The sequence below is a fragment of the Comamonas koreensis genome (assembly GCF_014076495.1).
Lineage (GTDB): Bacteria > Pseudomonadota > Gammaproteobacteria > Burkholderiales > Burkholderiaceae_C > Comamonas > Comamonas squillarum.
Map to the genome: position 1 here is coordinate 3,783,996 of NZ_CP043575.1, position 26,868 is coordinate 3,810,863.

Genomic DNA, 26,868 nt, shown 5'->3' on the forward strand with positions numbered 1-26,868 from the left:
AGACAGCAGCAGCGGCGATGGCTGCCAGGGCATGGCGGCGGGTAGCGTGGAACTTGGTCATGCAGTGTCTCCTTGAAGTTGTGGTCCTGGCATCTGCAGTGGTGGCTCCCCGAGCTGGGCGACCGCATAATGCACCGGATAGGAACAGAGTCTAGAAACTGCACCCTTTCAGTGCGCTTTCGCTGCACTGCAGCATTTTTAGTGGTTATCCCTGATCTATTTGCGGGCGCCCGGCGTCCCACCTCCTCCGATGAAGATCCTTCTGGTCGAAGACAACCTGGAACTGGCCCAGTCCCTGGCCGAGCTGCTGCGCCAGCATGCTTTTGTGGTGGACCATGTGGACCGTGGCGATGCGGCTGACCAGCTGCTGAGCCAATCGCACTACGACTTGCTGCTGCTGGACCTGAACCTGCCCCAACTGAGCGGCAAGGCCTTGCTGCGCCGCCTGCGTGAGCGGGGGGACAGCCTGCCGGTGATTGTGCTGACGGCCAGCGATTCGCTCGACCAGAAGGTGCTGTGCCTGGAAATTGGCGCCGATGACTACCTGGTCAAACCGGTGGAGGTGCGCGAGTTGCTGGCCCGCATGCAGGCCATTGCGCGGCGCCAGATGCCCGGGCGCGAAAACCAGGTGCGCTGCGGCAACCTGCAGTTGGACTTGCGCACGCGCCTGTTCAGCGTGGCGGGCGAAGAGCTGGCCCTGCCCCCGCGCGAGCGCAGTGTGCTCGAAGCGCTGATGCTGCAAAACGGCAGCGCCCTGCCCAAGCAGCGGCTGATGGATGTGATCTACGGCATGGACGAAGAGGCCAGCGCCGATGCGGTGGACCTGTATGTGCACCGCCTGCGCAAGAAGCTGCAGGCCAGCGACACCACCATCATGACCTTGCGCGGCGTGGGCTACCTGCTCAAGCAAAAACTGGCCGGCGGGGACTGAATGCTGCACAGCCTGCGCGCACGCCTGGCCCTGTGGCTGCTGCTGCCGCTGGCGGTGCTGGTGGGCCTGTGCGGCTGGTTTGCCCATGAGCACGCCGAGGACGCGGCCGACTATGTGCAGGACCATGACCTGCTGTCCTCGGCCAAGATCCTGGCTGACCGCCTGATCTGGGAAGACGGCGATGTGCGCGCCAGCGTGCCGCCGTCGGCGCTCAGCCTGTTCATGTCACCGGCGCGCGACCATGTCTACCTGAGCGTGATGGATGCGCAAGGCCAGTTGCTGGCGGGCCAGCAGAATTTTCCGCAGCCGCCAAAGCTGCAGCTGAGCGGCAGCGACAACGCCCAGTGGTATGACGCCGTCTGGCAAGGCCAGCCGATCCGCGCCGTCATCACGCGCCGGGCTATGTACGACGTGGCGGGCGCGCGCGAGATCACCATCCTGGTTGGCAAAACCACGCACAGCCGCGACAACATGGTGCAGACCTTGTGGTGGCCGACGATGGAATACCTGCTCTGGGCACTGGCCGTGGCCGTGCTGGTGAGCGCCACCGCCTTGACCCTGGAGCTGCGCGCGCTGCTGCGCATGGCGCGCCAGCTGGCCGAGCGCCCGGCCCGGGATCTGGATTTTCACCTCGACTCGCGCCAGATTCACCAGGAGCTGCGGCCGCTGACCGAGACCGTCAACCAGTTCGCCCGCACCATCCGCGCCCAGGTCGCGCGCCAGCGCCAGTTCATCTCGGATGCAGCGCACCAGCTGCGCACGCCGCTGGCCATCCAGGCCCATACCTTGGAGCAGGCGCTGGGCCAGACGCCTGCCGAGCTGGCCGCCCTCTCGGTCGCGCAGCGCCTGGCCGTGCTGCAGCGGCTGCAGCGCAGCAACCAGCAGTTGCTCAATGTGGCCAACCAGCTGCTCACCCTGGCGCAGGCCGAGGCTGGCAGCGCCGCGCATGCCGCCCAAGCGCCGCAGTGGCTGGACCTGCGCGCACTGTGCCTGCAGTGCCTGGAAGCCTTGGCGCCAGCGGCCGACCTCAAGCAGATCGACCTGGGCTGGGAGGAAAGCGAAGCGCCTGCTGTTGCAGCAGCAGATGCTGGCAAGCCCTCAGCCGATGCACATGCGTTTTCGCTGTATACCAGCAGCCGTCTGTTGCCCGAGCTGATTGCCAACCTGGTGGACAACGCGATCCGCTACACGCCGCCGCAAGGCCAGGTGACCTTGGGCCTGGAGGCCAGCGCCGACAGCCTGCTGTTGTGGGTGCAAGACAATGGCCCGGGCATACCCGCGCAAAGCCGCGATCGGGTGCTGGAGCGTTTTTACCGCCTGACCAACGACACGCCTGGCACCGGCCTGGGGCTGGCGATTGTGCAGGAGGTGGCACGCGCAACGGGCGCCCACCTGCAACTGGCCGATGCCCAGCAGCGCTGTACGCCACCCTTTGGCCCGGGCCTGCGCATCAGCGTGCGTTTTGCGCGAACGGCAGGCCAGGACTAAGCCAGGAGAGGTGTCGTGGCGAGTGTGGCGGCCGGTGTGGCAGCACCAGGCTGGCGCGCCAGCGCGATAAAGGCGCGCACATAGTCGATGGCCGTATCCGATTCGCGCGCCCCCAGAAAGATCTGCTTGGCAATGCCGCGCGGGCCCAGCCGCACGGGCACCACGTCCATCTTGGCAGCGTACTCCTCCACCAGCCAGCGCGGCAGCGCCGCCACGCCCCGGCCGCTGGCGACCATCTGCACCATGATGTCGGTGGTCTCGATGGTCTTGTGGCGCCGGGGCGTGATGCCGGCGGGCAGCAGGAACTGGTTGTAGATGTCGAGCCGCTCGATATCGACCGGGTAGCTGACCAGCACCTCTTGCGCGAGCTGCTGGGGCTTCACATAGGCGGCAGATGCCAGCGCATGGCCCCGGGGCACGACCAGCACCTGCTCGTAGTCAAACACCGGCTCAAACTGCAGCCCGGGTTTGAACAGCGGGTCGGGCGTGACCAGCAGGTCGATCTCATAGCCAAACAGCGCGCCGATACCGCCGAACTGGAATTTCTGCTTCACATCCACCTCCACATCGGGCCAGGCGGCCAGGTAGGGCGAGACGACCTTGAGCAGCCACTGGTAGCAGGGGTGGCATTCCATGCCGATGCGCAGCGCGCCGCGCTCGCCCTGGGCAAACTGGCCCAGGCGCTCTTCGGCCAGGTCCAGCTGCGGCAGCACGCGGTTGGCCACCGCCAGCAGGTACTGGCCGGCCTGCGTCAGCCGCAGGCTGCGGCCTTCGCGCAGCCATACCTCCGTGCCCAGCTGGTGCTCCAGCTTTTTCATGCTGTGGCTCAGCGCCGATTGGCTGAGATGGAGCACGCTGGCAGCGGCGGTGAGCGAGCCCTGCTTTTCGACCTGCTGGACGATGCTGAGGTGGATACGTTCCAACATTCAAATGAACCACATTCATGGATTTATGAGATAAAACCATTTTACTTCATGAATAACCCGCTCTAACATCCGGCCCATCGACCTGAGCAGCGTGCTATGCCCAAGGCAGCTCAGGTCCCCTGCATTCAATGATCGGACCCCCATGAGCAGCGACATCAGCTTCACCCTCCAGCGCCTGCGCTTTGACGAGCACTACCAGCCCTCCGGCAGCACACGCATCACCACCAACTTTGCCAACCTGGCCCGGGGCCAGAGCCGGCAGCAGAACCTGCGCAACACCTTGCGGATGATCGACAACCGCTTCAACGAGCTGGCCCATTGGGACAACCCCAGCGCTGACCGCTATGCGGTGGAGCTGGACATCGTCACGGTAGCGATGCAACTGGGCGCGCAGCGCAACCAGGAGGCCTTTCCACTGATCGAGATGCTGCAGACGCATATCCTCGACAAGCAGACGGGCCAGCGCAGTGCCGGCATTGTGGGCAACAACTTCTCGTCCTATGTGCGCGACTACGACTTCAGCGTGCTGCTGCCGGCGCACAACCTGGACCGGGCCGGCTTCAGCACCCCGGCGCATTTTGGCGAGCTGCATGGCAAGCTGTTCAAGGCTTTTGCGGGCTCCAGCACCTACCGCGACAACTTCAGCAAGCCGCCGGTGATCTGCATCAGCGCATCGACCAGCAAGGTCTACCAGCGCAGCGGCAACCAGCACCCGGTGCTGGGCATCGAGTACCAGCAAAACGAGCTGTCGTCGACCGACCAGTACTTTGCCAAGATGGGGATGCAGGTGCGCTTTTTCATGCCCGCCAACAGCGTTGCGCCGCTGGCCTTTTACTTTGATGGCGACCTGCTGGGCGACTACAGCAGCCTGGAGCTGATTGCCACCATCAGCACGATGGAGACCTTCCAGAAGATCTACCGCCCGGAGATCTACAACGCCAATGCCGCCGCCGGCGCGCGTTACCAGCCGAGCCTGAAGCACGAGGATTACTCGCTGACGCAGATCGTCTATGACCGCGAAGAGCGCAGCCAGCTGGCCATCCAACAAGGCCGGTTTGCCGAGGAGCATTTCATCAAGCCCTACCAGGGTGTTCTGCAAGCCTGGGCGGCCCAGGCCAGCGTTTGACCACTTCCAGACTGGCATTGCTGCTTGCGCGCATGTCACCTACGCAACCCCCTTGTGCAGCGGCGTGCGCACAATGCCTTGCACGCCAACCTGCCCCCCATATTTGAAAAAGGAAATCTCTGATGTTTGAAACCTCCATTGCCGGCAGTCTGCCCAAACCCGCCTGGCTGGCCGAAACCAACAAGCTCTGGCCCCAGTGGATGGCAGAAGGCGATGCACTGCGCCAAGCCAAGGCCGATGCGACCTTGCTGTGGATCAAGGCCCAGGAGGACGCCGGTCTGGACATCGTGGGCGACGGCGAGCAGGCGCGCCAGCACTTTGTGCATGGCTTTCTGGAGCAGGTCGAAGGCATCGACTTCGACAACAAGGTGAAGATGGGCATCCGCGACAACCGCTACGACGCGATGGTGCCGCAGGTGGTAGCCGCCCTGCGCCTCAAGGGCCGTGTGCATGCGTTTGAAGCGCAGCTGACGCGCGCCCACACGAAGAAAAAGCTCAAGTTCACCCTGCCCGGCCCGATGACGATTGTGGACACCGTGGCGGACCGCTTCTATGGCGACAAGGTAAAGATGGCCATGGCCTTTGCCGAGCTGCTGAACCAGGAAGCGCTGGCCCTGCAGGCCGATGGCGTGGACATCATCCAGTTCGATGAACCGGCCTTTAACGTCTACATGAAGGACGCAGCGGACTGGGGCGTGCAGGCGCTCGAGCGCGCAGCGCAGGGCCTCAGCTGCACCACCGCCGTGCACATCTGCTACGGCTACGGCATCAAGGCCAATACCGACTGGAAGAGCACGCTGGGCGACGAATGGCGCCAGTACGAGACGGTGTTCCCGGCGCTCGCGCGCAGCAGCATCGACCAGGTGAGCCTGGAGTGCATCCACTCCCATGTGCCGCCCGACCTGATGAAGCTGCTGGCCGGCAAGGATGTCATGGTGGGGGTGATCGATGTGGCGAGCGACACCATCGAGACGCCCGAGGAAGTGGCCGACACCATTGCCCGCGCGCTGGAGTTTGTGCCCGCAGACCGCCTCTTCCCCTGCACCAACTGCGGCCTGGCACCGATGTCGCGCGATGTGGCCTGGGGCAAGCTCAAGGCACTGGCAGCGGGCACCCAGCTGGCCAAGGAGCGGCTGGCTGCTGCTTGATACGCCTGCTTGATACGCCAGGCTTATGCACCAACCTAACCCGGTCCAAACAACCGGGTCGCCCTGACTGGGTCAGCTACTTTCAGCTACTGCACAAAGCCGCTCACCCGCCCCCAGGCCTGGTTCATCTCGGCCACCAGCAGGGTCATCTGCGCGGCGACCGTCGTGGGCGCCTTGATGCCAAACACACTCTGCCCGGCTGCTTCGTAGATCAGCTGGGCATTGTTGTGCTCGTGGATGGAGGCGAACACATCACCGGTCAGCGCCTGCTGCTGGGGCATTCCGAGCGGCGCGGGGGCATCGGCCTCGTCCCAGGCATCGATCCAGGCACTGCGCACCACGCGGCAAGGCTTGCCGCTGTGGGCGCGCGAGATGACGGTGTCTTCGCTGCTGCTGGCGATCAGCCGGTCCAGCAACGCAGCGGGCGTGTGGTTCTCTTGCGCGGCCATCCACAAGGTGCCCAGCCAGGCGCCCTGCGCGCCGCTGCAGATGCTGCCCAGCACCTGCGCACCGGTGGCGATGCCGCCAGCGGCCAGCACGGGCGTGTTCTGGGCCAGCTCCACTACCTGCGGCAGCAGCGACATGGTGCCCACGGTGCCGGTGTGGCCCCCCGCGTCATAGCCCTGGGCGACGAGCACATCCACGCCCATGTCCAGCGCCTTGCGCGCATGGCGCAGCGAGCCGATCAGCGAGAACGTCAGCTTGCCTCTGCGCTTGGCCTCGGCAATCAGCTCGGCGCGCAGGCCGATGGCCGTTGCCACCGCGCATGCCTGGGAGTTCAGCACCGCATCGATCTGCGCCTGAAACAGTGCCTCCGAGCGCGCATGGGCGGTAAAAAAGCTGGGCTGGCTGGGCGGCTGGATGGCAAAACGCTCGCGCAGCCCGGCCACAAAGGCCACATGCGCGGGTGGCAGCGCTGCCTGCAGGCTTTGCGGATCGGCCTGCTCTGGCACATGGGCGGGCAGCATCAGGTCAATGCCATAGGGCAGACCCGCCAGACGCTGCTCCACATCGCGCACGATGGCCGGAATATCCTGCGGCGCATCACGCGCCAGCCCCAGCACGGGAAAGCCGCCGGCCTGGGCAATGGCGACCACGACATCGGGCTCATGCGAGAAGCCAAAGATGGGATGCTGGATGCCCAGGCGCTGGCAAAGAGGTGTTTGAAACTGCGGCATGTTCAGTTGGGCTCAATGCCGGCCTGCTTGATGACGTTGCCCCACTTCTCGCTCTCCTGCGCGATAAAGCTATCGAACTGCTCGGCGCTCTGTGGTGCCAGCTCCATGCCCAGCGATTCCAGCTTGGTCCTGACATCGGGCTGCGCGAGGATCTGCGCAATATCGGCCGACAGCTTGTGCAGCACAGGCGCCGGCGTCTTGGCCGGCGCCACCAAGCCAAACCAGGTGCCCACGTTGTAGTGGGGCAGTTGCGCCGCTTCGGCCACGGTCGGCAGATCGGGCGAAGCGCTGGAGCGCTTGGCGGTGGTGACGGCCAGCGCGCGCAGCTTGCCGCTTTTGACATGGGGGATTGCGAGCGCCGAGGTCAGCGGCATCATGTTGACCCTGCCGGAGAGCAGGTCGTTCAAGGCCTCGGACTGGCCTTTGTAGGGCACATGCGCGAGCGCGATATGGGCCTCTTGCGCCAGCAGCTCGCCCGACAGGTGGTTGGAGGTGCCCAGGCCGGCAGTGGCATAGGTCAAAGGCGGATCGCTCTTCTTGGCCAGCGCGACGAACTCGGCCATGGTCTTGGCCGGCAGGCTGGGGTGCACGACGATGATATTGGGCACATAGCCAAAGCCGGCAATCGCCTTGAAGTCGCGCACGGGGCTCCAGCTGATGCTCTTTTGCAGCGCGGGTGCCACCGCATGGCTGGGGCTGACCGCCAGCAGGGTGTAGCCATCAGGCGCCGATTTGGCGACATAGTCGGTGCCAATGGAGCCGCCCGCGCCCGTCTTGTTCTCGACGATAAAGGGCTTGCCATACTGGGTTGAGAGCTTGTCGCTGATGATGCGCGCAACCGAATCGACCACCCCGCCCGCCGAGAACGGCACGATGACCTTGACCGGCTTGCTGGGATAGCCTTCTGCCTGGGGCTGCGCCTGCGCAAGCGCAGTTACGGCCAGACTGCACGCCAGCAAGGCGCGCGCCGCATGGGCAAGGGATGGGATGGTCTGCATGGCTTTGTCTCCTGAGAAGGGTGGATTGCGCTTTTGTTGGTCTGCGCTTGTTCTTATCTCGATACGCGTCGCGGTAATGGGCGGCTAGGTGTTCAGTGCCGCCATCGTGCGTTTGGCGATATTGGTGATGTGGACCTGGCTCGTGCCTTCATAGAGCCGGAACAGGCGCACATCGCGGTAGAAGCGCTCGGCCACATTGCCGGCCACATAGCCGCTGCCGCCAAAGATCTGCACGGCCCGGTCGGCCACACGGCCGCAGGTCTCGGAGGCAAAGAGCTTGCACATGGAGGCTTCCATGGTCACGTCCTGGCCATCGTCGCGCTTGCGGGCGGTCTCCAGCACCAGTGCGCGGGCGGCATGTACCTCGGTATTGCTTTCGGCAATCAGCTGCTGCACCAACTGGAACTCGCTGATCGGCTGGCCAAACTGCTGGCGGCGCTGCGCTTGCAGGGCCATCTCCTGCACCAGGCGGATGGCGGGGCCCACGCAGAGACCGGCCAGGTTGATCCGCTGCTTGTTGAGGGCGCGCATCGCTGTGCGAAAGCCCTTGCCCTCCAGACCACCAACGATGGCGCTTTCATGCACGCGCACCTGGTCCAGCACCACCTCACCGACGGGCGAGCCATGCTGGCCCATCTTGCGCATCGCAGGTGGTGTGGACAGCCCGGGCGTGCCGCGTTCGATCAGAAAGGCGCTGATGCCGTTGGCGCCCTTGCTGCCGGGCTCGGACCGGGCAAACACGGTGAACAGGTTGGCAATCGGCGCATTGGTGATAAAGCACTTGCGCCCGCTGATCACAAAATGCGCACCATCGCGCACAGCGGTGGTCCGCAGCGCGGTGGCGTCCGAGCCAGCTTCGGGCTCGGTCAGCGCAAAGCAGCCGGTCACTTCGCCGCTGGCCAGCAGCGGCAGGTATTGGCGTTTCTGCGCTTCGGTGCCATCGACCACCAGCGACTCCGACGCAATGCCGGTGTTGCCGCCAAAGCGCGCCCGGAAAGCGGTCGCTACCTGCGAGACCTCGATATTGACCAGCGCCAGCTCCTCGGTCGTCAGGCCCGCGCCGCCATAGGCCTCGGGGATGCTGTGGCCAAACAGGCCCAGCTCGCGCATGCGCTGCACCACCGGCTCGGGGATCAGGTCCTGCGCATCGACCTGCACCTCGATCGGCTGGCATTCGTTGCGCAAAAAAACACGCAGCTCGGCCAGCATGGCTTCAAACGTCTGGGGGTCTCGGATCATCACGCTTCTTTCTTGGGGGTGGTGGCCTGGCGCCGGCGGCAGGGCTTGGCTAGCGCATGCCCAGCGCCAGCTCCAGTTGAAAAACGGCATCTTTCAGCAACGGTGCCACCTCGCGGCTGAGCTGGTTCCTGGATGCCCGGTGGGTGGACAAGGTGCAGTTCAGCGCGACGGGCAAGCCGCCCAGGTGGGTGCGCACCGGCACGGCAATCGCATGGATCTCCTTGCGCCAGTCGCCCTTGGAGTGGCAGTAGCCCTCTTCTTGGAAGCGCACTACATCGGCCTGCCAGTGGGGCAGTTGGGCCTCGTACTCGGTACGGTCCTTGACCCGGAGGTAATTGAGGATGGCGCGCTGCTCGGCCGCCGGGCAGGCCAGGATCAGCGCCCGGCCGATGGCGCTGGACAGCAGCGGGCGGGTGGAGCCGATATCGGGCAGGTGCTGGTTGGTGGAATCGGCCCGCACCGAGTCGATATAGACCACCTGGTCGCGGTCGCGCACCCCCATGTTGACGGTGCAGCCAGTGCTGCGCGCCAGCGACTCCATCAGCGGCTTGGCCGCCTGGCGCACGGCCATGCTGGCCAGCAGCGGGTGGCCCAGCGACAGCACGCCCGGGCCCAGCCGGTACTTTTGCAGCTGGCCATCTCGGCTCAGATAGCCCAGCAAGGTGAGCGTATAGGTCAGCCGTGAGACGGTGGGCTTGGGCAGGCCGGTGCGGTCGGCAATCTCCCGGTTGCCCAGCACCGGGCTGGCCGGCGTGAACGCGCGCAGCACCTCCAGACCGCGCGCCAGGTTCATCGAGAACTGGCGGTCTTGCGTGAGGTCATGGGGGCTGACAAGCCCGGGCAGAGGGATGGTGTGCACGGCAGGTTTGGCGGTGGTTCGTGTGGTCATGATTGGGCGGCGGCCTTTCCAGGTCAATCGTTTGAGCCGAGTGTTTCGCTAAGCGAAACATGCTATTGCAGCTGCCCATCCGCTGTGGGACAAAGCGGCTATTGCGCTTACTGCACGAAGAGTTTTCATGACCCACCACAAGACCAAGACCAACCCGGGCTCGCTGGCCGGCGTACGCATTCTGGACATGGCCACGGTGCTGGCTGCGCCCAGTGGCGCGACCATGTGCGCCGACCATGGCGCCGATGTCGTCAAGCTGGAGCTGCCCGATGGCAACGATGCGCTGCGCCACATGCAGCCCATCAAGGATGGATCGCCGCTGTGGTGGAAGGTGGCGAACCGGGGCAAGCGCGGCATCACCTTGGATGTGCGCAAGCCGCAGGGGCGCGAGCTGCTGCTGGCCATGCTGGCGCAGTTCGATGTGCTGGTGGAGAACTTTCGCACCGGCAGCCTGGACCGCTGGGGCCTGGATATTGCCACCCTGCACCGCGCCAATCCGCGCCTTATCGTGGTGCGCCTGACCGGCTTTGGCCAGACGGGGCCCTACAGCGCCCGCGCCGGCTTTGCGCGGGTGTTTGAGGCGATGAGCGGCTTCACCAACCTGACCGCACCTGCAGGTGGCGCGCCGATGCACAGCAACTACCCGATCGGCGATTCGGTCGCCGGCATCTTTTGCGCGTTCTCGATCGCTGCAGAAATGGCCCGCCTGCGTGCCGACCCCGAGGCGCTGGGCGTGGAGGTGGACCTGTCAGCCACCGAGGCGCTGTTCCGCATTCTGGACCCGCTGCCCGTCGAGCATGAACAGCTGGGCCTGGCCCGGCGCGGCGAAGGCAATCTGGCCACCTACACGGCGCCGTCCAACATGTACCGCAGTGCCGATGGCGTGTTCTTCTCGATGGTGGCGTCATCGCAGGCCGTCTGGCTGCGGCTGTGCAAGGCCATGGACAAGCCCCAGCTGGCAGACGACCCGCGCTTTGGCAGCCTGCCCCAGCGCGTGGCCCATGTGCATGCGCTCGATGCCATCGTCAGCGGCTGGTTTGCCGAGCATGGCTTTGTGCAGATCAGCCAGAAGCTGGAGGCCTGCGAGATTCCGTTCAGCAAGGTCTATGACATCGCCGATATCGAGGCGGACCCGCATTTTCAGGCGCGCGAGGCCATCATCCGCCTGGCCGATGCCGACCATGGCAGCCTGCCTGCGCCCTGCATTGTTCCGCGCATCATCGGCCGCGACATGCCGGTGCCCCGAAGCGGCCCGGCACTGGGCGAGCACAACGCCGAGGTCTATGCCGCCTTCGGCATCTCGGCCGATGAACTGGCACAGCTGCGCGCGCAAGGCGTGGTCTGACCGTATACCTCATTAGAGTCGCTAACACGACCCCGCAAACCGAAGGTTTGCGATTGAGACTAGGCGTCGAGCCGCAGGCAGTACAGTAGTACGACAAGGTTCGGCAACGACGTATCAAGGGTTGTGTTAGCGACTCTTCAGGAGAACTGCATGAACCGCTACCAGGCCATGGTCACGCGCAGCGCGGACCAAGCCATCCACTCCCAGATAGAGACCCTGCAGCGCGGCGAACTTGCGCCCGGCGAAGTGCTGGTCCAGGCCCACTATGCGGGCGTCAACTACAAGGACTGTTTGTCGCTGCATGGGGCCGCCAGGATCATCACGCAGTTTCCCCGGGTGGCAGGGATCGAGGTGGTGGGTGAAGTGCTTGAATCGCGCAGCGAGCAGTTCCGGCCCGGGGACATGGTGCTCAGCCATGGTTTCGGGCGCGGCATGGATGTCGATGGTGGTTTTGCGGAGCTGGTGCAGGCCCCCGCCGAGCACCTGCAAGCCCTGCCCGCAGGCCTGAGCGCTGAGCAGGTCGCCATCCTCGGCGTGCCCGGCTTTACTGCGGCGATGGCGCTGGAGCGCTTTGAGGAGCTGGGCCTCCAGCCTGACAGCGGCCTGGTCGCCATCTCCGGCGCCGGCGGCGCCGTGGGCCGGCTGGCCATCCATATGCTGCACCGGGCCGGTTACCGCACCGCCGCGCTGACCCGCAACCTTGCCAACGAAACGGCACTGCGCGCGCTGGGCGCCAGCCAAGTGATCGACATCAGCCAGGTGGTGGATTCCAAGCGCCCCATCGAAAAGCCGCAGTTCGCTGCCGGCATCGACAACGTGGGCGGCGCGGTGCTGTCATGGATGCTGCGGTCTCTGGCCGATGGCGGCCTGCTGGCCAGTGTGGGCAATGCCTCGGGCAACAGCTTTGACGGCAGCGTACTGCCCTTTATCATGCGCCGCGCCCAGATGTTCGGCATCGTCGCCAACGCCCCTTGGCCGCAGCGGCGCCGGCTGTGGGACAAGCTGGCGGGCGACTGGAAGCCGGACTTTGCCGCGCTGCAATCCGATGTGCACTTTATCGGGCTGGACGACCTGCTGGGGCATGCGGCGCGGCAGCTGGAGGGGGCGACGAGTGGGCGCACGGTGGTGCGGTTTGGGGCGGCGGCCGCATAGGCCAATACCGAGCCTCCGTAGAATGGCCGATTTCAGCGAGTGCTTGGATCTGCGATGAGGGTGGTAGCGCGAAAGGTATTTCCGGACATTCGACTCCCAGTTGGCGAGACCGATGTTTTTGACAACCGTCGCCACGCCGCATCGCTGGAAATCGTCGTGAAAAGTCTGGTGGACAACACCGTCGCTCTGCACATTTCGATCCCACATTACGAAGTGCTGCTGGAGACCGATGAAGGCAACCACAGCGCCTACTGGTGCAGCGGGCAATTCAAAGGCGGCATCGTCTTTGAAATTGCAGCGGGCGGCCTGCTCTCGCGGGAGCAGGCCATGCCAGGTTTACTGACATCGGCCGCGGCCCTTTTAGATGTTCACGAATGGTTTATCGCCACCAGCGGAATTTGCGTTTCGGTGGTTTCAACGACGCAGCCTTTTTGTCTCTTGAAGCCGCACGGCGCTAATTAAGCGGCACCTGGCCCAGGCCCACTAGATTGCCATAGCGGTCACGCAGACGGACGTAAGAGTTGGAAAGGGCAAACGCATCTTGCAGCTCGATCGGACCCGAGGAACCCGATGTACCCGTGGCAGTGGGCCACTGGCATTCGCCTCGCAGCATCTGCGTGTTGAACTGGCACCGCACGGAGCCATCGTCATTGGTCACAAACTCACCCTCTCTGCGATTGAGGGTGACGGTCAAAGGCCTTCCGGCATACGACAAGCCCGGAAAATACCACTCACCAAACAACTGGTCTTCCAGTGTCTGCCAGGGCTGCAGAGGCAAGCGGCGCATCCGTTTGGCGGACTCTCCCGGGAATTGCACCATCGCCTCTGCCAAGCTGCCAGCCGGCATGCCATACCCACCCGTGCGGCCGGAAACCTGTACCATGACCTCGCCTTCGTCCCGTACCAGCTCGCCACTGGACGCGGCACCGCCTACGCTGCGGCCACCCCGGTACTGTTGCAAGCTAAATCGGGCGCTGCTGACATCTCTCAATTCTGGATCGGGTGCGAAGTCGCCCACCCCCATAGCGAAAGTCGGCTGTCCATCGGCCCGGTAAGCAAATACCTGCATGACCATTTTTCCGCCCTGCACATCCAGGCTCACGCCACGCCCAGGCTTGCCCGTCAGCTCATCGTCCATCACCCAGGTGCCATTGCTGGGCTGGTAGGCAGGCCGCTGCGCATAGCCAAAAGTGCCTGGCATAAACGATTCAAGCCCATTGGCGCAGCAGCCGACGATGACACCCCCGCTGTATGGATAATCCGCGCGCGTATTGATGCCCAATAACTGCAATGGCGCAGCACCTTCGGCTTGCAGGCTGACGGCGCCAGCAACTTGAGCGCCCAAGAGGCGGAACTGCGCCTCTTTCACCACGGGTGCTTGCCCAGCATCTGCAGCATTTGCAGCAACGCAGCGGATGCTGTCGCTTGGCGTAGTGAGGCTGCACTCCAGCGTCTCGCTCGTTTGGCCATCGGATAGCGTCAGACGCATGGGTTCGGTGGGACTGGTCTTGAGCATCGCAAACCAGCTTTTCTCGACCTGGCCCTGCGCATTCAATCCAAACCAACGCGCCATCCTTGAAGAAGTCTTCCACTGCTCAGTCTGGTAATAGGCGGCATCTGGCGCGGTAAAAATAAAGCGCTCGATGTCCTTTGCTGGTTCGCCAGGCAGCTGCATGGTTCCCTGCAAGCCATTGCGAAAGCTGAGCTTCACATCGCCAATGCTTTTGTCTTCTTGCGCATCGCGCGGCTCGCTGCCAAAACTGCGGCCTCCTTGGTAGCGCAGCAGCGGGGCTGTGACGGTGTCGCCCTCCATCTGTCCCGTGGCAGCGTAGAAAGTAGCATCGCCATTTTTCTCGTAGCCAAATACCTGCATAAAGAAAGTATTGCCCTGCACATCAATGGCAAAACCTCGGCCTGGTTTGCCATCTACTTCATCGCTGATGACCCAGGTGCCTGCCTGTGGCGTAAAACTGCGTGCTGCCCAGTTGGGAGATAGGGACAGACCCAGTGCAGATACTGCGAGAATGGATGCCAGCTTTGGAATGCGCGTTTGGTGTGCCACTTTATCTCCCTGGATTGAATCATTTTCAGATGCACGTCATTTGTACTTATCACCTGGATGCCAGCGATGCGGACGAAGCTGGATTCCATGAATACCATTATGAGTATTACATCTTCCAATTCTCTGAAGGCGAAGAAAGTTTCTTTGCGCGCAGCTATACCGATGAGCCCCATAGGGCGCACTTTCTCAATGCAGAAAAAGCCGGTCGATCACGACCATTGACGACCAAGGATTCAGGCGCACCACTTTTCCTGGAAGCACAGGCCTATTTAAGGCAGGCGGGGAAAACCGAGCTGAGCTGGCTCAGCGGTAAAGGCAATGGTTATGAGCCGCTGCAAAACCCGGTGATTCAGGACCCCATCAAACAGCGCTGATGCCTTCGCAAGCACACAAAGACCAGCACAAATCGCCGGTTGCAGATAAGCGATACCGACGTTTGGCGGCCCTGGTGGGTGCGCCGATTCAAAGCGATGGATGGCGCACCCAGCACCCCGATTAACGCCTCACCACCCTCACCACCCCATGCGCCAACCGCTCGATCCGCACCGGCAGCGACTGCGCCAGCAGCGCCAGGCTGGCGTCCGTATCTTTGAGCGACAAGGCGCCCGATAGCCGCAGCTGGGCAACCGCAGGATCACACTGCAGCGGTCCCGCACGGTAGCGGGCGATCTCGGCAACGACGTCGGCCAACGGCATATTCTTGGCCAGCAGCATGCCCTGCTCCCACAGCGCGGCGCTGGCTTGCACATCGGATTGTGGGCCGATATGGCTGGTGCTGAAATCGGCGGTGTGCCCTTCTTGCAGCACTTGGGTGGCGCCCTGCTGGTTGGTAATGGCGACGGCGTGGCTAAAGACCGCCACGCGGCTGGTGCCCGCATCCACACGGCGCACGCTAAAGCGTGTGCCCAGCGCCCGCACGGTGCCTTGCCGTGTCTCCACGACAAAGGGGCGGTAGCTAGGCGAAGGGTCGGCCTGCGTGGTCACCAAAATCTCGCCTCCGAGCAGCCGCACCAGGCGCTCCTTCGCGTTGAAATGGATCGCCACCGCGCTGGCGGTGTTGAGCGTCAAGGTGGAGCCATCGGGCAGCAGCATGGAGCGCGATTGCCCCACGGCGGTGGCCTGGTCGGCCATCCAGTCCCGCCAGGACAGCTCGCGCCAGGCCAGCCAGCCGGCCGGGGCCGCCACCAGCAAGCCACCCAGCCAGGCCAGGCTTTTGCGCCGGTCGGGCCGTTGCACGGCGTGCAAGGTTTGCTGGCAGACCTCGGCTGGCACTTGGGCAAACATGCCCAGCATGGCTTCGGCCTTGTGCCAGGCGGCCTCATGCGCGGGGCTTTGGCGGCGCCATTGCTCAAAACGCGCCTGCTCCTTGGCCGTGGGCGTTTCGTAGCGCAGCACGATGAGCCAGTCGGCCGCTTCGCTCAGCAAGGTATTTTGTGCGGCAACACCGGCCATCACGCGGCCTCCAGGCACAGCAGCAAGGCCTTGTGGATATGGCGGCGCACGGTGATCACCGGCATCGCGACCTGGTCGGAGATCTGCTGCAGGCTCAGGCCTTCGAGCTGCGCCAGCAGAAAAACCTGGCGCGTCTTGGGCGCCAGGCCTGCCAGCAGCCGGTCGATCTGCACCAAGGCTTCGATGACCTGCATCTGGGTCTCGGGCGATGGCGCATGCGGCTCGGGCAAGGCCTGCAAGGTCTCCAGGTAGGCGCGCTCGATCTCGCGCCGGCGCCACAGATCGACGACCAGGCCCTTGGCCACATGGGTCAGGAAGGCGCGCGGCTCGTCAGCAGCGCCCAGGTGGCGGGGCGAGAGCATCAGCCGCAAAAAGGTGTCATGGGCCAGGTCTGCCGCATCGCCTGCATTGCCCAGACGGCGCCGCAGCCAGGACTGCAGCCAGGCATGGTGGTTCTTGTAGAGCGCTTCGATGGGCGAAGCCGAGTATCCGGGAGATGCCATGCGATGTCCGCGCCCTGGTGCCACAGTGAATAGTTGAGAATGAATCTCAATTATATTCAAATGTAAAGACCGTCTTTACGCAGGACATTGGCGGCTGCCTGGCGCGCCAGTGGCGCGGGTAGATCAGCGCTGCGCAATAGGCGGCACCGGCAGCACATACTGCCCCGTCCAGCCGACCAGGCGCAGCGCCATCTGCGTCATCTCCTGGCACAGCGCCTCGATGGACAGCTTGCCATTGGGCTGGTACCAGCGGTGCGTCCACTGCACCATGCCGCTGATCGCAAAGGCGGTCACCTTGGGGTTGCCGACCTGGAAAACACCGGCCTCCACGCCGTTGACGATGAGCCGCGTCACCAGCGCATCAAAACCGTGGTACTTGCTGCGGATATCGCTGATTTTTTCCGGGCTCAGGCTTTTTTCCTCTTCGAGCAGGATGACCGAGAAGGTGCTCAGTTCGATCTTGCGGCGCGTGTAGGTGTCGATAAAAAACTCGAAGCGCCGCACCGGGTCCTTGTCCTCCAATTGCTCGCACTGGCTCACCGCCTCGTAAAGGCCAGCAAACACCTTGTCAAACAGGCGCTCGAGCAGCTCGTGCTTGGACTTGAAGCGCTTGTAGATAAAGGGCTTGGTCACGCCGATCGAGGCCGCTATCTCGTCGAGCGTCGCGCTCTTGAAGCCGCGTTTGTAGAACAGCTCGGCGGCGGCATTGATGATCAAGGTGTCCTTGTATTCCTGGATCTGGTTTTTGGCATCGCCTGCATTGGTGTCGGTGGGTTGAAGCTGCACTGTTGAATATCTCCTGGTGGGCGTGGGGGCTGCGGTGGTGACGCGCGCCGGCACGCTGTACGCATGGCCCCAGCATAGTGGAAAGGCGGGCGGTTTTGCACAAGATGCCAAGCAGCATCCATGCGTGAAATCCCCAATAGTACCAAACGATACTGATCAGTATCTTTGGACTTTTCCAACGCTGAGCTCGCGCCAGGCCCTTGCCGACGCGCCGCGCCTGCAGCCACAGAGCCCTTTGATTACAGGAGACAAGCGCATGTCGAACGCAACCGCCAGCCCTGGCGAACAGCTGAGTTACCAGGTCGTCGATTTTGGCCAACCGCTGCAACTGGCGCGCCGCGCCATTGCCTCGCCCCAAGGCAGCGAGGTGCTGGTGCGCATCAGCGCCTGCGGCGTCTGCCACAGCGATCTGCACATGGCCGAGGGCTTTTTTGACCTGGGCGACGGCCGCCACTTCGGCCTGGAAAAAGTGCTCAAGCCGCCGCGCACCCTGGGCCATGAAATCGTCGGCACCGTGGCCGCCAACGGGCCCGATGCCCAAGGCGCGCTGGGCCGCTCGGTGATCGTCTTCCCCTGGATTGGCTGCGGCCAGTGCGCGCTTTGCGCCCGGGGTGATGAACACATGTGTGCCCGCCCCGAGAGCCTGGGCACCACGCGGGATGGCGGCTTCAGCACCCATGTGCGCGTGCCCCATCCGCGCTACCTGATCGACCATGCCGGCATTGATGCCGCCTTTGCCGCCACCCTGGCCTGCTCGGGGCTGACGGCCTACTCGGCCCTGAAAAAAGTGGCGCCAGCGACCGAGCAAGCGCCGCTGGTCATCATCGGCGCGGGCGGTGTGGGGCTGGCTGCGGTGGCGCTGGCCAAGGCCCTGCATGGCCTGGGGCCCATCGTTGTCGATATCGACCCGGCCAAGCGCCAGGCCGCGCTGGGTGCCGGCGCCAGCCGCGTGGTGGACCCGGCAGAAGCCGAGGCCGCCAAGACCCTCGCGCGCTCCAGCGCCGAAGGCGTGTCGGCTGTGCTCGATTTTGTCGGCTCCACGCGCACGTTCGAGTTTGCCAATACCGTCGTCGGCAAGGGCGGCAAGATCCTGATCGTGGGCCTGTTTGGCGGCAGCGCCAGCATCCAGCTGCCGCTGATCCCCATGCGCGCCATCTCCATCGGCGGCTCCTATGTGGGGTCGCTGGCCGAGCTGCGCGAGTTGGTGGCGCTGGCCCAGCAAGGGGTACTGCCGTCCCTGCCGCTCAGCAGCCGCCCGCTGGGCGATGTGCAGACCGTGCTGGACGAGCTGCGTGCAGGCAAGGTCACCGGCCGCGCCATTTTGCAAAGCTGAAGCCAGAAAGAATAAGGAGCACCGCATGAACTACCAAGTCCAATTGCTGATCGACGGCCAGTGGCGCGACAGCAGCAGCCAGGAGTGGCTGGACATCACCAACCCCGCCGATGAAAGCACGATTGGCCGAGTGGCCAAGGCCAGCCGCGCCGACCTGGATGCCGCGCTGGCCGCCGCCCAGACCGGCTTTACCGCCTGGCGCACAACCTCGGTGATGGAGCGCTCGACCTATCTGCGCAAGGCCGCCGCGCTGGTGCGCGAGCATGCCGAGGAAATGGCGCTGATGCTGGTGCACGAGCAAGGCAAGCGCCTGACCGAGGCGCGCATCGAGCTCTCAGGCGCCAGCGAGGTGCTGGAATGGTTTGCCGAAGAGGCGCGCCGCTGCTATGGCAGCATGATCCCGCCGCGCTCACCCGAGCTGCGCCAGTATGTGCAGTATGAGCCGGTGGGCCCCGTGGCGGCGTTCACGCCCTGGAACTTCCCGATCAACCAGGCCGTGCGCAAGATCGCGGCCGCGCTGGCGGCCGGTTGCTCGATCATCGTCAAAGGCTCGGAAGAGACGCCGGTGGCCCTCGCCCGCTTTGTCCAGGTGCTGGAGCAGGCCGGCCTGCCCGCAGGCGTGCTCGGCCTGGTCTATGGCGTGCCCGGTGATATCTCCGAGCACCTGATTGCCTCACCCGTGGTGCGCAAGATCTCGTTCACCGGATCCACCTCGGTGGGCAAGCTCTTGAGCGCGCAAGCGGGCGCAGCGATGAAGCGCGTGTCGATGGAGCTGGGCGGCCATGCGCCCGCCATCATCTGCGACGACGCCGACCTGGCGCGCAGCCTGAAGCTCCTGGGTGTGCAGAAGTTCTGGAACGCCGGCCAGGCCTGCATCTCGCCGTCGCGCTTTCTGGTGCAGGCACCCTTGTATGACGAGGCCATTGCGGGTTTCCAGCGCATTGCCGAAGGCTATGTGATGGGCAATGGCCTGGACAAGGCCACTCGCATGGGCCCGCTGGCCAACCCGCGCCGTGTGGCTGCCATGCAGGCGCTGGTGGATGACGCGGTGGCCAAGGGCGCCCGTGTGGTGACGGGCGGCAAGGCGCCGGACGGCAAGGGCTACTTTTTTGCGCCCACCGTGCTGGCCGATGTGCCGCAGGATGCGCGCATCTTCAACGAAGAGCCCTTTGGCCCGATTGCCGCCTTTGCCCGCTTTGACAGCGATGCCCAGGCACTGCAAGAGGCCAACCGCCTGCCCTGGGGCCTGGCCGCCTATGTGTTCACCGGCTCGGCTACACGCGGCGAGTGGTTCAAGAACGAGATCGAAAGCGGCCTGGTCGGCATCAACTCGATCGCGCTGGGCTACCCCGAGCAGCCGTTTGGCGGCGTCAAGGATTCGGGCTATGCCAGCGAAGGCGGCGCCGATGCGCTGGCCTTCTACCTCAGCAGCAAGTTTGTCAGCCAGACCATCTGAGCGCGCGGGCCCGCAGCCTGCGGGCCCCTTGCGCGGCGCACCGCGATTGAAGAGACAAAGGAGTTCCATGCACAAGGTATTGATCGCCAACCGGGGGGAGATTGCGGTGCGCATTGCGCGCACGGCCGCAGACCGGGGCATCGCAAGCGTTGCAGTCTATGCCAGCGACGATGCAGCCAGCCTGCACCGGCGCGCGGCCGACCATGCCCGCGCATTGGGCGCCCAGGGCGCAGCCGCCTATTTGAATGGCGCGCATCTGATTGAGATTGCCCGCCAGGAAGGCTGCGATGCCATCCACCCCGGCTACGGCTTTTTGAGCGAGAACGCGGCCTTTGCGCAAGCCTGCAGGGCAGCGGGCCTGCGCTTTATCGGCCCCTCGGCCCAGGCGCTGGAGACCTTTGGCGACAAGGCCCAGGCGCGCGCGCTGGCAGAGCGCGAACAGGTGCCGGTGGCGCAAGGCACGCACAGCGCCACCAGCCTGGCACAGGCCCAGGCCTTCATGCAGCAGCTGGGCGGGCCGGTGATGCTCAAGGCGCTGGCAGGCGGCGGCGGGCGGGGCATGCGCGCGGTGATGGCCGTGGAAGACCTGGGCGCAGCCTTTGACCGCTGCAGCTCCGAAGCGCTCAGCGCCTTTGGCCGCAGCGATCTGTATGTGGAGCAGCTCATCGGCGGCGCCCGCCATATCGAGGTGCAGATCGTGGGCGACGGCAGCGGCGCGGTGCAGCACCTGTTTGAGCGCGATTGCACTTTACAGCGCCGCCACCAGAAGCTGCTGGAGATTGCACCCAGCCCCTTCATCAGCGCCGCGGTGCGCGCGCAGCTGCTGCAGCATGCCTGCCGCCTGGGCGCCGCGATGCACTACCAAGGCCTGGGCACGGTGGAGTTCCTCGTCGACAGCCGCAGCGGCCAGTACATCTTTATCGAATGCAATCCGCGCCTGCAGGTGGAGCACACCATCACCGAGGCCATCACCGGCCTGGACCTGGTGGCGCTGCAGTTTGCGCTGGCCGATGGCGCCAGCCTGCAAGACCTGGGCCTGGACCAGGCACGGCCGCTGCCCTGCCAGTTTGCGCTGCAGGCGCGTGTGAACATGGAAAGCATGCAGCCCGATGCCCAGGCCCTGCCCACGGGCGGCACCCTGGCGCGCTTTGAACCGCCCACCGGCCCGGGCGTGCGCGTGGACAGCTTTGGCTATACCGGCTACGAGACCTCGGGCAACTATGACTCCCTGCTCGCCAAGGTGATCGTCAGCGGTCCCAGCCAGTTTGAGGTGCTCTGCGCCAAGGCCGACCGGGCGCTGGCCGAGTTCCATATCCAGGGCCTGGAGACCAACCTGGACTACCTGCGTGCGCTGCTGCGCGATGCGCAGGTGCTACGCGGCGAGATCGATACCACCTATGTGGAACGCCAAGGCCCGGCGTTGCATGCGGCTGCCACGGTGCTGGCAGCACAGCGCCAGCCTGATCCGCAGCGCACCAGCGAGAACGCCGCGCAGACCGGCACCAACGACGAGCCCGCTTTGCCAGAAGGCGCCCATGCGGTGCGCGCTGCGATGCGCGGGCGGCTGATTGCGCTAGAGCGGGATGCCGATACCGTGCAGGCCAGGGGTGCCTCGGTGGCAGTGCTGGAGGCGATGAAGCTCGAGCACAGCGTGGACCTGGCCCAGGGCGGCCGCTTTGTGGCTCGCGCGGCGCTGCTGGGCGAGGTGGTGGCGGCGGGCACCCTGCTCGGCTGGGTGCTGCCCGATGCATCGGCCAATGCGATGGCCGCAGAGCAGCAACAGGCCGACCTCGATGCGATACGCCCCGACCTGGCCAAGGTGCTGCAGCGCCAGCAGGGCCTGATGGATGCGGCCCGCCCTGAAGCGGTGGCCAAGCGCCGGCGCCACGGCAAGAACACCGCACGCGAGAACCTCGACCAATTGCTCGATGCCGGCAGCTTTGTGGAATACGGCGGCCTGACCTTGGCCATGCAACGCGGCCGTCGCAGCGAGGAAGAGCTGATTCGCGTCAGCCCCGCCGACGGCACCATCACCGGCCTGGGCCGTATCAACGGCCCGCAGTTTGGGCCCGAGCAGTCGCGCTGCGCGGTGATGGCCTATGACTACACGGTGTTTGCCGGCACCCAGGGCTTTATGGCCCACCGCAAGATGGACCGCATCGTGCATACCAGCGAACGCCTGGGCCTGCCCTTTGTGCTGTTTGCCGAAGGCGGCGGCGGGAGGCCCGGCGACACCGACTATGTGGGCGTGTCGGGGCTGGAGTTCACGACCTTCACGCACATGGCGCGGCTGTCGGGCAAGGTGCCCACCATCGGCGTGGTCTCGGGCCGCTGCTTTGCCGGCAATGCCGCCTTGCTGGGCTGCTGCGATGTGATCATCGCGACGCAGGATGCCAGCATCGGCATGGCCGGCCCGGCGATGATCGAAGGCGGCGGTCTGGGCGTGGTGGCGGCCGATGACGTTGGGCCAGTGAGCGTTCAGACCCGCAACGGCGTGATCGACCTGCTGGCCCGCGACGAGACCGAGGCGGTGACCCTGGCCCAGACCTACCTGGGCTTTGTGCAGGGCAAGCTGCCGCCCGGCGCGCATGCCGACCAGCGCCTGCTGCGCGCGCTGGTGCCCGAGAACCGGGTCAAGGGCTACGACATCCGCGCGGTGGTGCAGACCTTGTTTGACAGCGGCAGTTTTCTGGAACTGCGCGAGCACTTTGGCCGCAGCGTCGTCACCGGCTTTGCCCGGCTGGAAGGCCAGGCCGTGGGCGTGCTGGCCAACGATGGCAGCCACCTGGGCGGCGCGCTCGATGCCAACAGCGCAGACAAAATATCGCGCTTTCTGGAGCTGTGCGACAACTACGGCCTGCCGGTCGTGTCGCTGTGCGATACGCCGGGCTTTATGGTGGGGCCAGAGAGCGAGAAGGCTGCAGCCGTGCGGCACTTTGCCCGCATCTTTGTGACGGCCAGCCATATCAAGGTACCCGTGCTGGCCATTGTGCTGCGCAAGGCCTATGGCCTGGGCGCGCAGGCCATGCTGGGCGGCAACCTGTTTGTGCCGGTGGCCACCGTGGCCTGGCCCACCGGCGAGCTGGGGCCCATGGGCATTGAAGGCTCGGTACGCCTGGCCTACCGGCGCGAGTTGGAAGCACTGGAGGACGCCGCCGAGAAGGCCGCCTATTTCCAGGCCAAGACCGATGAGATCTATGCCCAGGGCAAGGCGCTGAATGTGGCCAGCTACAACGAGATCGACGATGTGATCGACCCGGCGCAGACCCGCAACTGGCTGGCCAGCATGCTCGCCAGCCTGCCAGCGGCCAGCCCGGGGCGGGCGGCATCGGGTGTATCGCCCTGGTAGCCAACCCGCCCCCGCCTCACCCAAACACTGCGACCGAGATCCCCAAAAACACCAGGACCGTAGGAGACACCATGAGCCCCATCGCATACCGGCAACAAGAAAAGCCCTTGCATGAGTACCTGCGCCAGCATGCGCGCACCCAGCCCGACAAGCCGGCCTTTATCTGGTACGGAGCCGCCATCAGCTGGGCGCAGCTGGACCAGATGAGCGACACCTTTGCGCACCAGCTGCAGCAGCGCGGTGTGGGCAAGGGGGACCGGGTGGCCCTGTTCATGCAGAACTGCCCGCAGTATGTGATTGCGCATATCGGCATCCAAAAGCTGGGCGCGGTGGTGGGGCCCTGCAGCCCGCTGTTCAAGGGCCATGAGCTGGAGTACCAGCTCTCCGACTTGGGCGCCAAGGTGATCGTCGCGGCCGATGTGCTCTACGAGATCGTGCAGGCGGCGCGCCCCAAGACGGCGATTGAACATGTGTTCCTCACCCACTACGCCGACCTGCTGCCGGCCCAGCCGACGATCGACCTGCCCGCCGAGATCGGCACGCCCAAGCGCCATATCGATGGCACGACCGACTTTGTGGACTGCCTGCGCACGCCTCTGCGCGCGCCCGATGTGGGCCCGCTGGACATGGACGATGTGGCGCTGATGACCTATACCTCGGGAACGACCGGCCTGCCCAAGGGGGCGATGCTGAGCTACCGCAACGCCCTGTTCAAGGCGCATGCCGCGGCCGACAACAACCCGATCCGCGATGACGACACCATGCTGGCCGTCGCGCCGCTCAACCACATCGCGGGCATGCTGATCGGCCTCAATGTCACGCTCTACACCGGCATCCGCTGCGTGCTGCTGTACCGCTTTGACCCCGTGCAGGTGCTGCAGGCGCTGGCGCGCTACCGGGTGACCTGGTGGTACAGCGTGGCGAGCATGAATGCAGCGGTGATGCAGGTTGACGCTGCACACAGCTACGACCTCAGCGCGCTGCGCATCAACCCCAGCACCAGCTTTGGCATCACCATCAACCAGGCGCTGGCCGAGCAGTGGCGCGGCTTTGCGCCCAACTGCCAACTGTTCGAGGTGACCTATGGCATGTCCGAAACCCATACTTGGGACACCTCGATGCCCGTCGATGCCATCAAATGGGGCGCGCACGGCATTCCGATCGACGGGGTGGAATGCCGCGTGATCGACGCGGGCACCGGCCAGGACCTGCCCGTCGGCCAGGTCGGCGAGCTGGTCTTGCGCAGCCCGGGTAACTTCAAGGGCTACTGGAACAAGCCCGAGGCGACGGCCAGCACCTTGAAGGACGGCTGGGTGCACACGGGCGACATGGCCAAGATCGACAGCGATGGCTACCTGACCTTTGCCGGCCGCTTCAAGGAGATGATCAAGGTCTCGGGCTACAGCGTCTTCCCCGAGGAGGTCGAGTCCATCATGATCAAGCACCCCTCGGTCGCGCAGGTGGCAGTGATCGGCATCGATGACCCAAGCAAAGGCCAGGCTGTCAAGGCGGTGGTGATTGCCCGCAAGGGCGCGCCGGCGGTGAGCGCGCAGCAGCTGATCGACTGGTGCCGCGAGCAGATGTCGGTCTACAAGGCACCGCGCGAGATCGAGTTTCGGGAGGCGCTGCCGACGACGGGTACCGGCAAGGTGCTGCGGCGCCTGTTGAAGGACCCGCAGAAAGCGAGCGCCGCATGAACGCGCAAGCCCACCCCGTTGCGGCGCTGGATAACCAGGCGCTTTTGGAACTCTTGCAGCGCGATGGCGAACTGGTCACCGAGCGCCTGGCGCACTGGGCGCGTACCAAGGGCGAGCAGCTCTTCTACCTGTATGGCGAAGACGATGTGCGCCTGAGCTATGCCGAGTTTGACCGCATCACCGATGCCATCGCCGGCAATCTGGCCGCTGCCGGTATCGGCCGGGGCATGCCGGTGTCGGTGTTCATGCGCAACCAGCTCATCAGCGCCTTGGCCATGTTTGGCATCTGGAAGGCCGGCGCCATCTTTGCACCGATCAACTTTGGGCTGACCGAGCGCCTGCTGGCCTACCAGATTGGCGACACCCAGCCGGTGATGCTGCTGGCCGAACGCGCGCTGGTGCCGGCCCTCAATGCCATTAGCGAAGAGCTCAGCCAGGTCGCGCCCTTGGCCCATGTGGTGGTCTACGAGCCGCCCGCCGGCAGCCATGATGCGGTGACGGGCGGCCTTGCCTACCGCGGCCCGCAGTTGGAGACGGACTGGGCCGCGCTGCTGCAGCCCGCAGCCAAACCGGATGTGGCCCTGGCCTATGACGACCTGTGCAACATCATCTACACCTCGGGCACGACCGGGCCATCGAAAGGCGTGGTGCAAAGCCACCGCTGGATGAACCAGTACACCTATTTGTTCCGCCAGATGCTCAACGGCCACGACGTGGTCTACAACGACCTGCCGATGTACCACGTGGGCGGCGCGGTGTTCAATGTGGTGCGGGCGGTGTGGGCCGGCAGTGGCCTGGCCTGCTGGGACCGCTTCAGCCCCAATGACTTCTGGCGCCGCATTGCGCTCAGTGGCGCCACCAGCGCGGTGCTGGTGGACACGATGATCTCCTGGCTGGCCAAGGCGCCGCCAGCGGCCACCGACCACCACAACAGCCTCAACAAGGTCTACATGCAGCCACTGCCCCAGCGCCATGCGGAGATTGCGCGCCGCTTTGGCTTTGACTTTGTGACGGCCGGCTTTGGCCAGACGGAGTCGGGCATGTCCTGCTTCACCATCATCGAAGAGACAGACGCCAGCTGCGAATCCCCGCCCGCCTACCGGCGCGGGCAGACGCGCGAGGCCATCCGCGCGCAGGCGGCCGCCCTGGGCCTGGAGCTGCTGGGCCCGGCGCAGGCCGGCCAGGTGGGCAAGGGCTACCTGGGCCATCCGAGCCTCTTTGTAGAGGCAGCGGTGCTGGACGAGCGCGATGGTGAATGCGCCGTGGGCGTGGCCGGGCAGCTGGCTTTTCGGTCCAAGCTTCCCTATTACCTGCTGGTCGAATACCTGGGCAAGCCCCAGGCCACCGCCAAGGCCTTTCGCAATCTCTGGTTCCACACCGGCGACTCGGCGCTGCGCCATGCCGATGGCAGCCTGAGCTTTGTCGACCGCATGGGTGACCGCATCCGGGTGCGGGGCGAGAACATCTCATCCTTCCATATCGAGGACATGGTCAACCAGTACCCGGCCGTCGAAATGACGGCCGCCTTTGCGATCCCCGCGCACGAGGGCGATGAGGACGATGTCGTCGTCTATGTCGTGGCGCGCGAGCAGCAGCTGATCGACCGCCAGGCGCTGCACGACTGGTGCGAGCGCAAGATGCCCAAGTTCATGCGCCCGCGCCATATCCGCGTGGTCGAGCAGTTCCCGCGCACGCTGACGCAAAAGATCGAGAAGTTCAAGCTCAAGGCGATGATCCTGGCCGAGCTGCAGGGCCAGCATGCCAACGAGACACCACCCACCAAGGAGCGCCGCATGACCTGACACCCCCG

The 26,868-nt window shown here is 64.9% G+C and carries 22 protein-coding genes; 13 read left to right on the forward strand and 9 right to left on the reverse strand.

Going from position 1 to position 26,868, the window contains the following annotated elements; translation table 11 throughout:
* Nucleotides 1–250: 250 nt before the first annotated feature.
* Nucleotides 251–931, forward strand: a complete 681-nt coding sequence (locus tag F0Q04_RS17150; protein ID WP_021026369.1) for a response regulator transcription factor — start codon at nt 251–253, stop codon at nt 929–931.
* On the forward strand, nt 932–2,419 hold the full coding sequence (locus F0Q04_RS17155) for a sensor histidine kinase (RefSeq protein WP_182342391.1): 1,488 nt from the start codon (nt 932–934) through the stop codon (nt 2,417–2,419).
* On the opposite strand, the gene F0Q04_RS17160 is transcribed toward F0Q04_RS17155, so the two are convergent.
* Complete coding sequence (locus F0Q04_RS17160; RefSeq protein ID WP_182342394.1) at nt 2,416–3,345, reverse strand: LysR family transcriptional regulator; 930 nt, start codon at nt 3,343–3,345, stop codon at nt 2,416–2,418. The genes F0Q04_RS17155 and F0Q04_RS17160 overlap by 4 nt on opposite strands.
* A gap of 142 nt (nt 3,346–3,487) precedes the next feature.
* Between F0Q04_RS17160 and F0Q04_RS17165 the strand changes: the two genes are divergently transcribed.
* Both F0Q04_RS17165 and F0Q04_RS17170 read left to right on the forward strand, forming a co-directional pair.
* Nucleotides 3,488–4,471: a DUF1852 domain-containing protein gene (locus F0Q04_RS17165; protein ID WP_182342397.1), complete on the forward strand. Its 984-nt coding sequence runs from the start codon at nt 3,488–3,490 to the stop codon at nt 4,469–4,471.
* A gap of 122 nt (nt 4,472–4,593) precedes the next feature.
* Nucleotides 4,594–5,619, forward strand: coding sequence for a methionine synthase (locus F0Q04_RS17170; RefSeq protein ID WP_182342400.1), 1,026 nt, complete (start codon nt 4,594–4,596; stop codon nt 5,617–5,619).
* Nucleotides 5,620–5,705: 86 nt separating this feature from the next.
* Here F0Q04_RS17170 and F0Q04_RS17175 read toward each other — a convergent pair whose 3' ends face one another.
* The 4 genes from F0Q04_RS17175 to F0Q04_RS17190 all read right to left on the reverse strand — a co-directional run bounded on the left by F0Q04_RS17175 (nt 5,706) and on the right by F0Q04_RS17190 (nt 9,923).
* The gene (locus tag F0Q04_RS17175) at nt 5,706–6,797 is read right to left on the reverse strand and encodes an NAD(P)H-dependent flavin oxidoreductase (RefSeq protein WP_116924313.1); all 1,092 of its coding nucleotides are present in this window, start codon (nt 6,795–6,797) and stop codon (nt 5,706–5,708) included.
* Nucleotides 6,798–6,799: 2 nt separating this feature from the next.
* Nucleotides 6,800–7,795, reverse strand: coding sequence for a tripartite tricarboxylate transporter substrate binding protein (locus F0Q04_RS17180; protein ID WP_182342403.1), 996 nt, complete (start codon nt 7,793–7,795; stop codon nt 6,800–6,802).
* A gap of 84 nt (nt 7,796–7,879) precedes the next feature.
* The gene (locus F0Q04_RS17185; RefSeq protein ID WP_182342406.1) at nt 7,880–9,034 is read right to left on the reverse strand and encodes an acyl-CoA dehydrogenase family protein; all 1,155 of its coding nucleotides are present in this window, start codon (nt 9,032–9,034) and stop codon (nt 7,880–7,882) included.
* 49 nt (nt 9,035–9,083) lie between these two features.
* On the reverse strand, nt 9,084–9,923 hold the full coding sequence (locus F0Q04_RS17190; RefSeq protein ID WP_232539384.1) for an IclR family transcriptional regulator: 840 nt from the start codon (nt 9,921–9,923) through the stop codon (nt 9,084–9,086).
* Nucleotides 9,924–10,050: 127 nt separating this feature from the next.
* Here F0Q04_RS17190 and F0Q04_RS17195 point away from each other — a divergent pair, with 127 nt between their 5' ends.
* The 3 genes from F0Q04_RS17195 (at nt 10,051) to F0Q04_RS17205 (ending at nt 12,882) form a co-directional block, all read left to right on the forward strand.
* Nucleotides 10,051–11,268, forward strand: a complete 1,218-nt coding sequence (locus tag F0Q04_RS17195) for a CaiB/BaiF CoA transferase family protein (RefSeq protein WP_182342409.1) — start codon at nt 10,051–10,053, stop codon at nt 11,266–11,268.
* A gap of 150 nt (nt 11,269–11,418) precedes the next feature.
* Complete coding sequence (locus F0Q04_RS17200; protein ID WP_182342412.1) at nt 11,419–12,420, forward strand: YhdH/YhfP family quinone oxidoreductase; 1,002 nt, start codon at nt 11,419–11,421, stop codon at nt 12,418–12,420.
* Between the two features lie 54 nt (nt 12,421–12,474).
* Entirely contained in the window at nt 12,475–12,882 is a 408-nt protein-coding gene (locus tag F0Q04_RS17205) for a hypothetical protein (protein WP_116924318.1), read from the forward strand.
* On the opposite strand, the gene F0Q04_RS17210 is transcribed toward F0Q04_RS17205, so the two are convergent.
* On the reverse strand, nt 12,875–14,482 hold the full coding sequence (locus tag F0Q04_RS17210; RefSeq protein ID WP_182342415.1) for a hypothetical protein: 1,608 nt from the start codon (nt 14,480–14,482) through the stop codon (nt 12,875–12,877). The two genes, F0Q04_RS17205 and F0Q04_RS17210, sit on opposite strands and share 8 nt — an antisense overlap.
* Here F0Q04_RS17210 and F0Q04_RS17215 point away from each other — a divergent pair.
* Nucleotides 14,476–14,856: a hypothetical protein gene (locus F0Q04_RS17215; RefSeq protein WP_198424328.1), complete on the forward strand. Its 381-nt coding sequence runs from the start codon at nt 14,476–14,478 to the stop codon at nt 14,854–14,856. The two genes, F0Q04_RS17210 and F0Q04_RS17215, sit on opposite strands and share 7 nt — an antisense overlap.
* Nucleotides 14,857–14,977: 121 nt before the next feature.
* Here the strand turns inward: F0Q04_RS17215 and F0Q04_RS17220 are convergent, their stop codons facing one another.
* The 3 genes from F0Q04_RS17220 to F0Q04_RS17230 all read right to left on the reverse strand — a co-directional run bounded on the left by F0Q04_RS17220 (nt 14,978) and on the right by F0Q04_RS17230 (nt 17,223).
* Nucleotides 14,978–15,934, reverse strand: coding sequence for a FecR domain-containing protein (locus F0Q04_RS17220; protein ID WP_116924321.1), 957 nt, complete (start codon nt 15,932–15,934; stop codon nt 14,978–14,980).
* Nucleotides 15,934–16,437, reverse strand: a complete 504-nt coding sequence (locus F0Q04_RS17225) for a sigma-70 family RNA polymerase sigma factor (protein WP_182342418.1) — start codon at nt 16,435–16,437, stop codon at nt 15,934–15,936. The genes F0Q04_RS17220 and F0Q04_RS17225 overlap by 1 nt, the downstream gene beginning before the upstream one ends.
* 123 nt (nt 16,438–16,560) lie before the next feature.
* Nucleotides 16,561–17,223: a TetR/AcrR family transcriptional regulator gene (locus F0Q04_RS17230; protein WP_165841101.1), complete on the reverse strand. Its 663-nt coding sequence runs from the start codon at nt 17,221–17,223 to the stop codon at nt 16,561–16,563.
* 256 nt (nt 17,224–17,479) lie between these two features.
* On the opposite strand from F0Q04_RS17230, the gene F0Q04_RS17235 reads away from it, so the two are divergent.
* The 5 genes from F0Q04_RS17235 (at nt 17,480) to F0Q04_RS17255 (ending at nt 26,860) form a co-directional block, all read left to right on the forward strand.
* Nucleotides 17,480–18,556 carry an alcohol dehydrogenase gene (locus F0Q04_RS17235; protein WP_182342420.1) on the forward strand — a complete coding sequence of 359 codons (1,077 nt, stop codon included), beginning with the start codon at nt 17,480–17,482 and terminating at the stop codon, nt 18,554–18,556.
* A gap of 25 nt (nt 18,557–18,581) precedes the next feature.
* Entirely contained in the window at nt 18,582–20,012 is a 1,431-nt protein-coding gene (locus tag F0Q04_RS17240; RefSeq protein WP_182342422.1) for an NAD-dependent succinate-semialdehyde dehydrogenase, read from the forward strand.
* Nucleotides 20,013–20,079: 67 nt separating this feature from the next.
* The gene (locus F0Q04_RS17245; protein WP_182342424.1) at nt 20,080–23,361 is read left to right on the forward strand and encodes a carboxyl transferase domain-containing protein; all 3,282 of its coding nucleotides are present in this window, start codon (nt 20,080–20,082) and stop codon (nt 23,359–23,361) included.
* A 71-nt stretch (nt 23,362–23,432) separates the two neighbouring features.
* Nucleotides 23,433–25,058, forward strand: a complete 1,626-nt coding sequence (locus tag F0Q04_RS17250; protein ID WP_182342426.1) for an AMP-binding protein — start codon at nt 23,433–23,435, stop codon at nt 25,056–25,058.
* Nucleotides 25,055–26,860 (forward strand): class I adenylate-forming enzyme family protein, encoded by a 1,806-nt coding sequence (locus tag F0Q04_RS17255; protein ID WP_182342428.1) that lies wholly within the window; start codon nt 25,055–25,057, stop codon nt 26,858–26,860. The genes F0Q04_RS17250 and F0Q04_RS17255 overlap by 4 nt, the downstream gene beginning before the upstream one ends.
* The last annotated feature ends 8 nt before the right edge of the window (nt 26,861–26,868 follow it).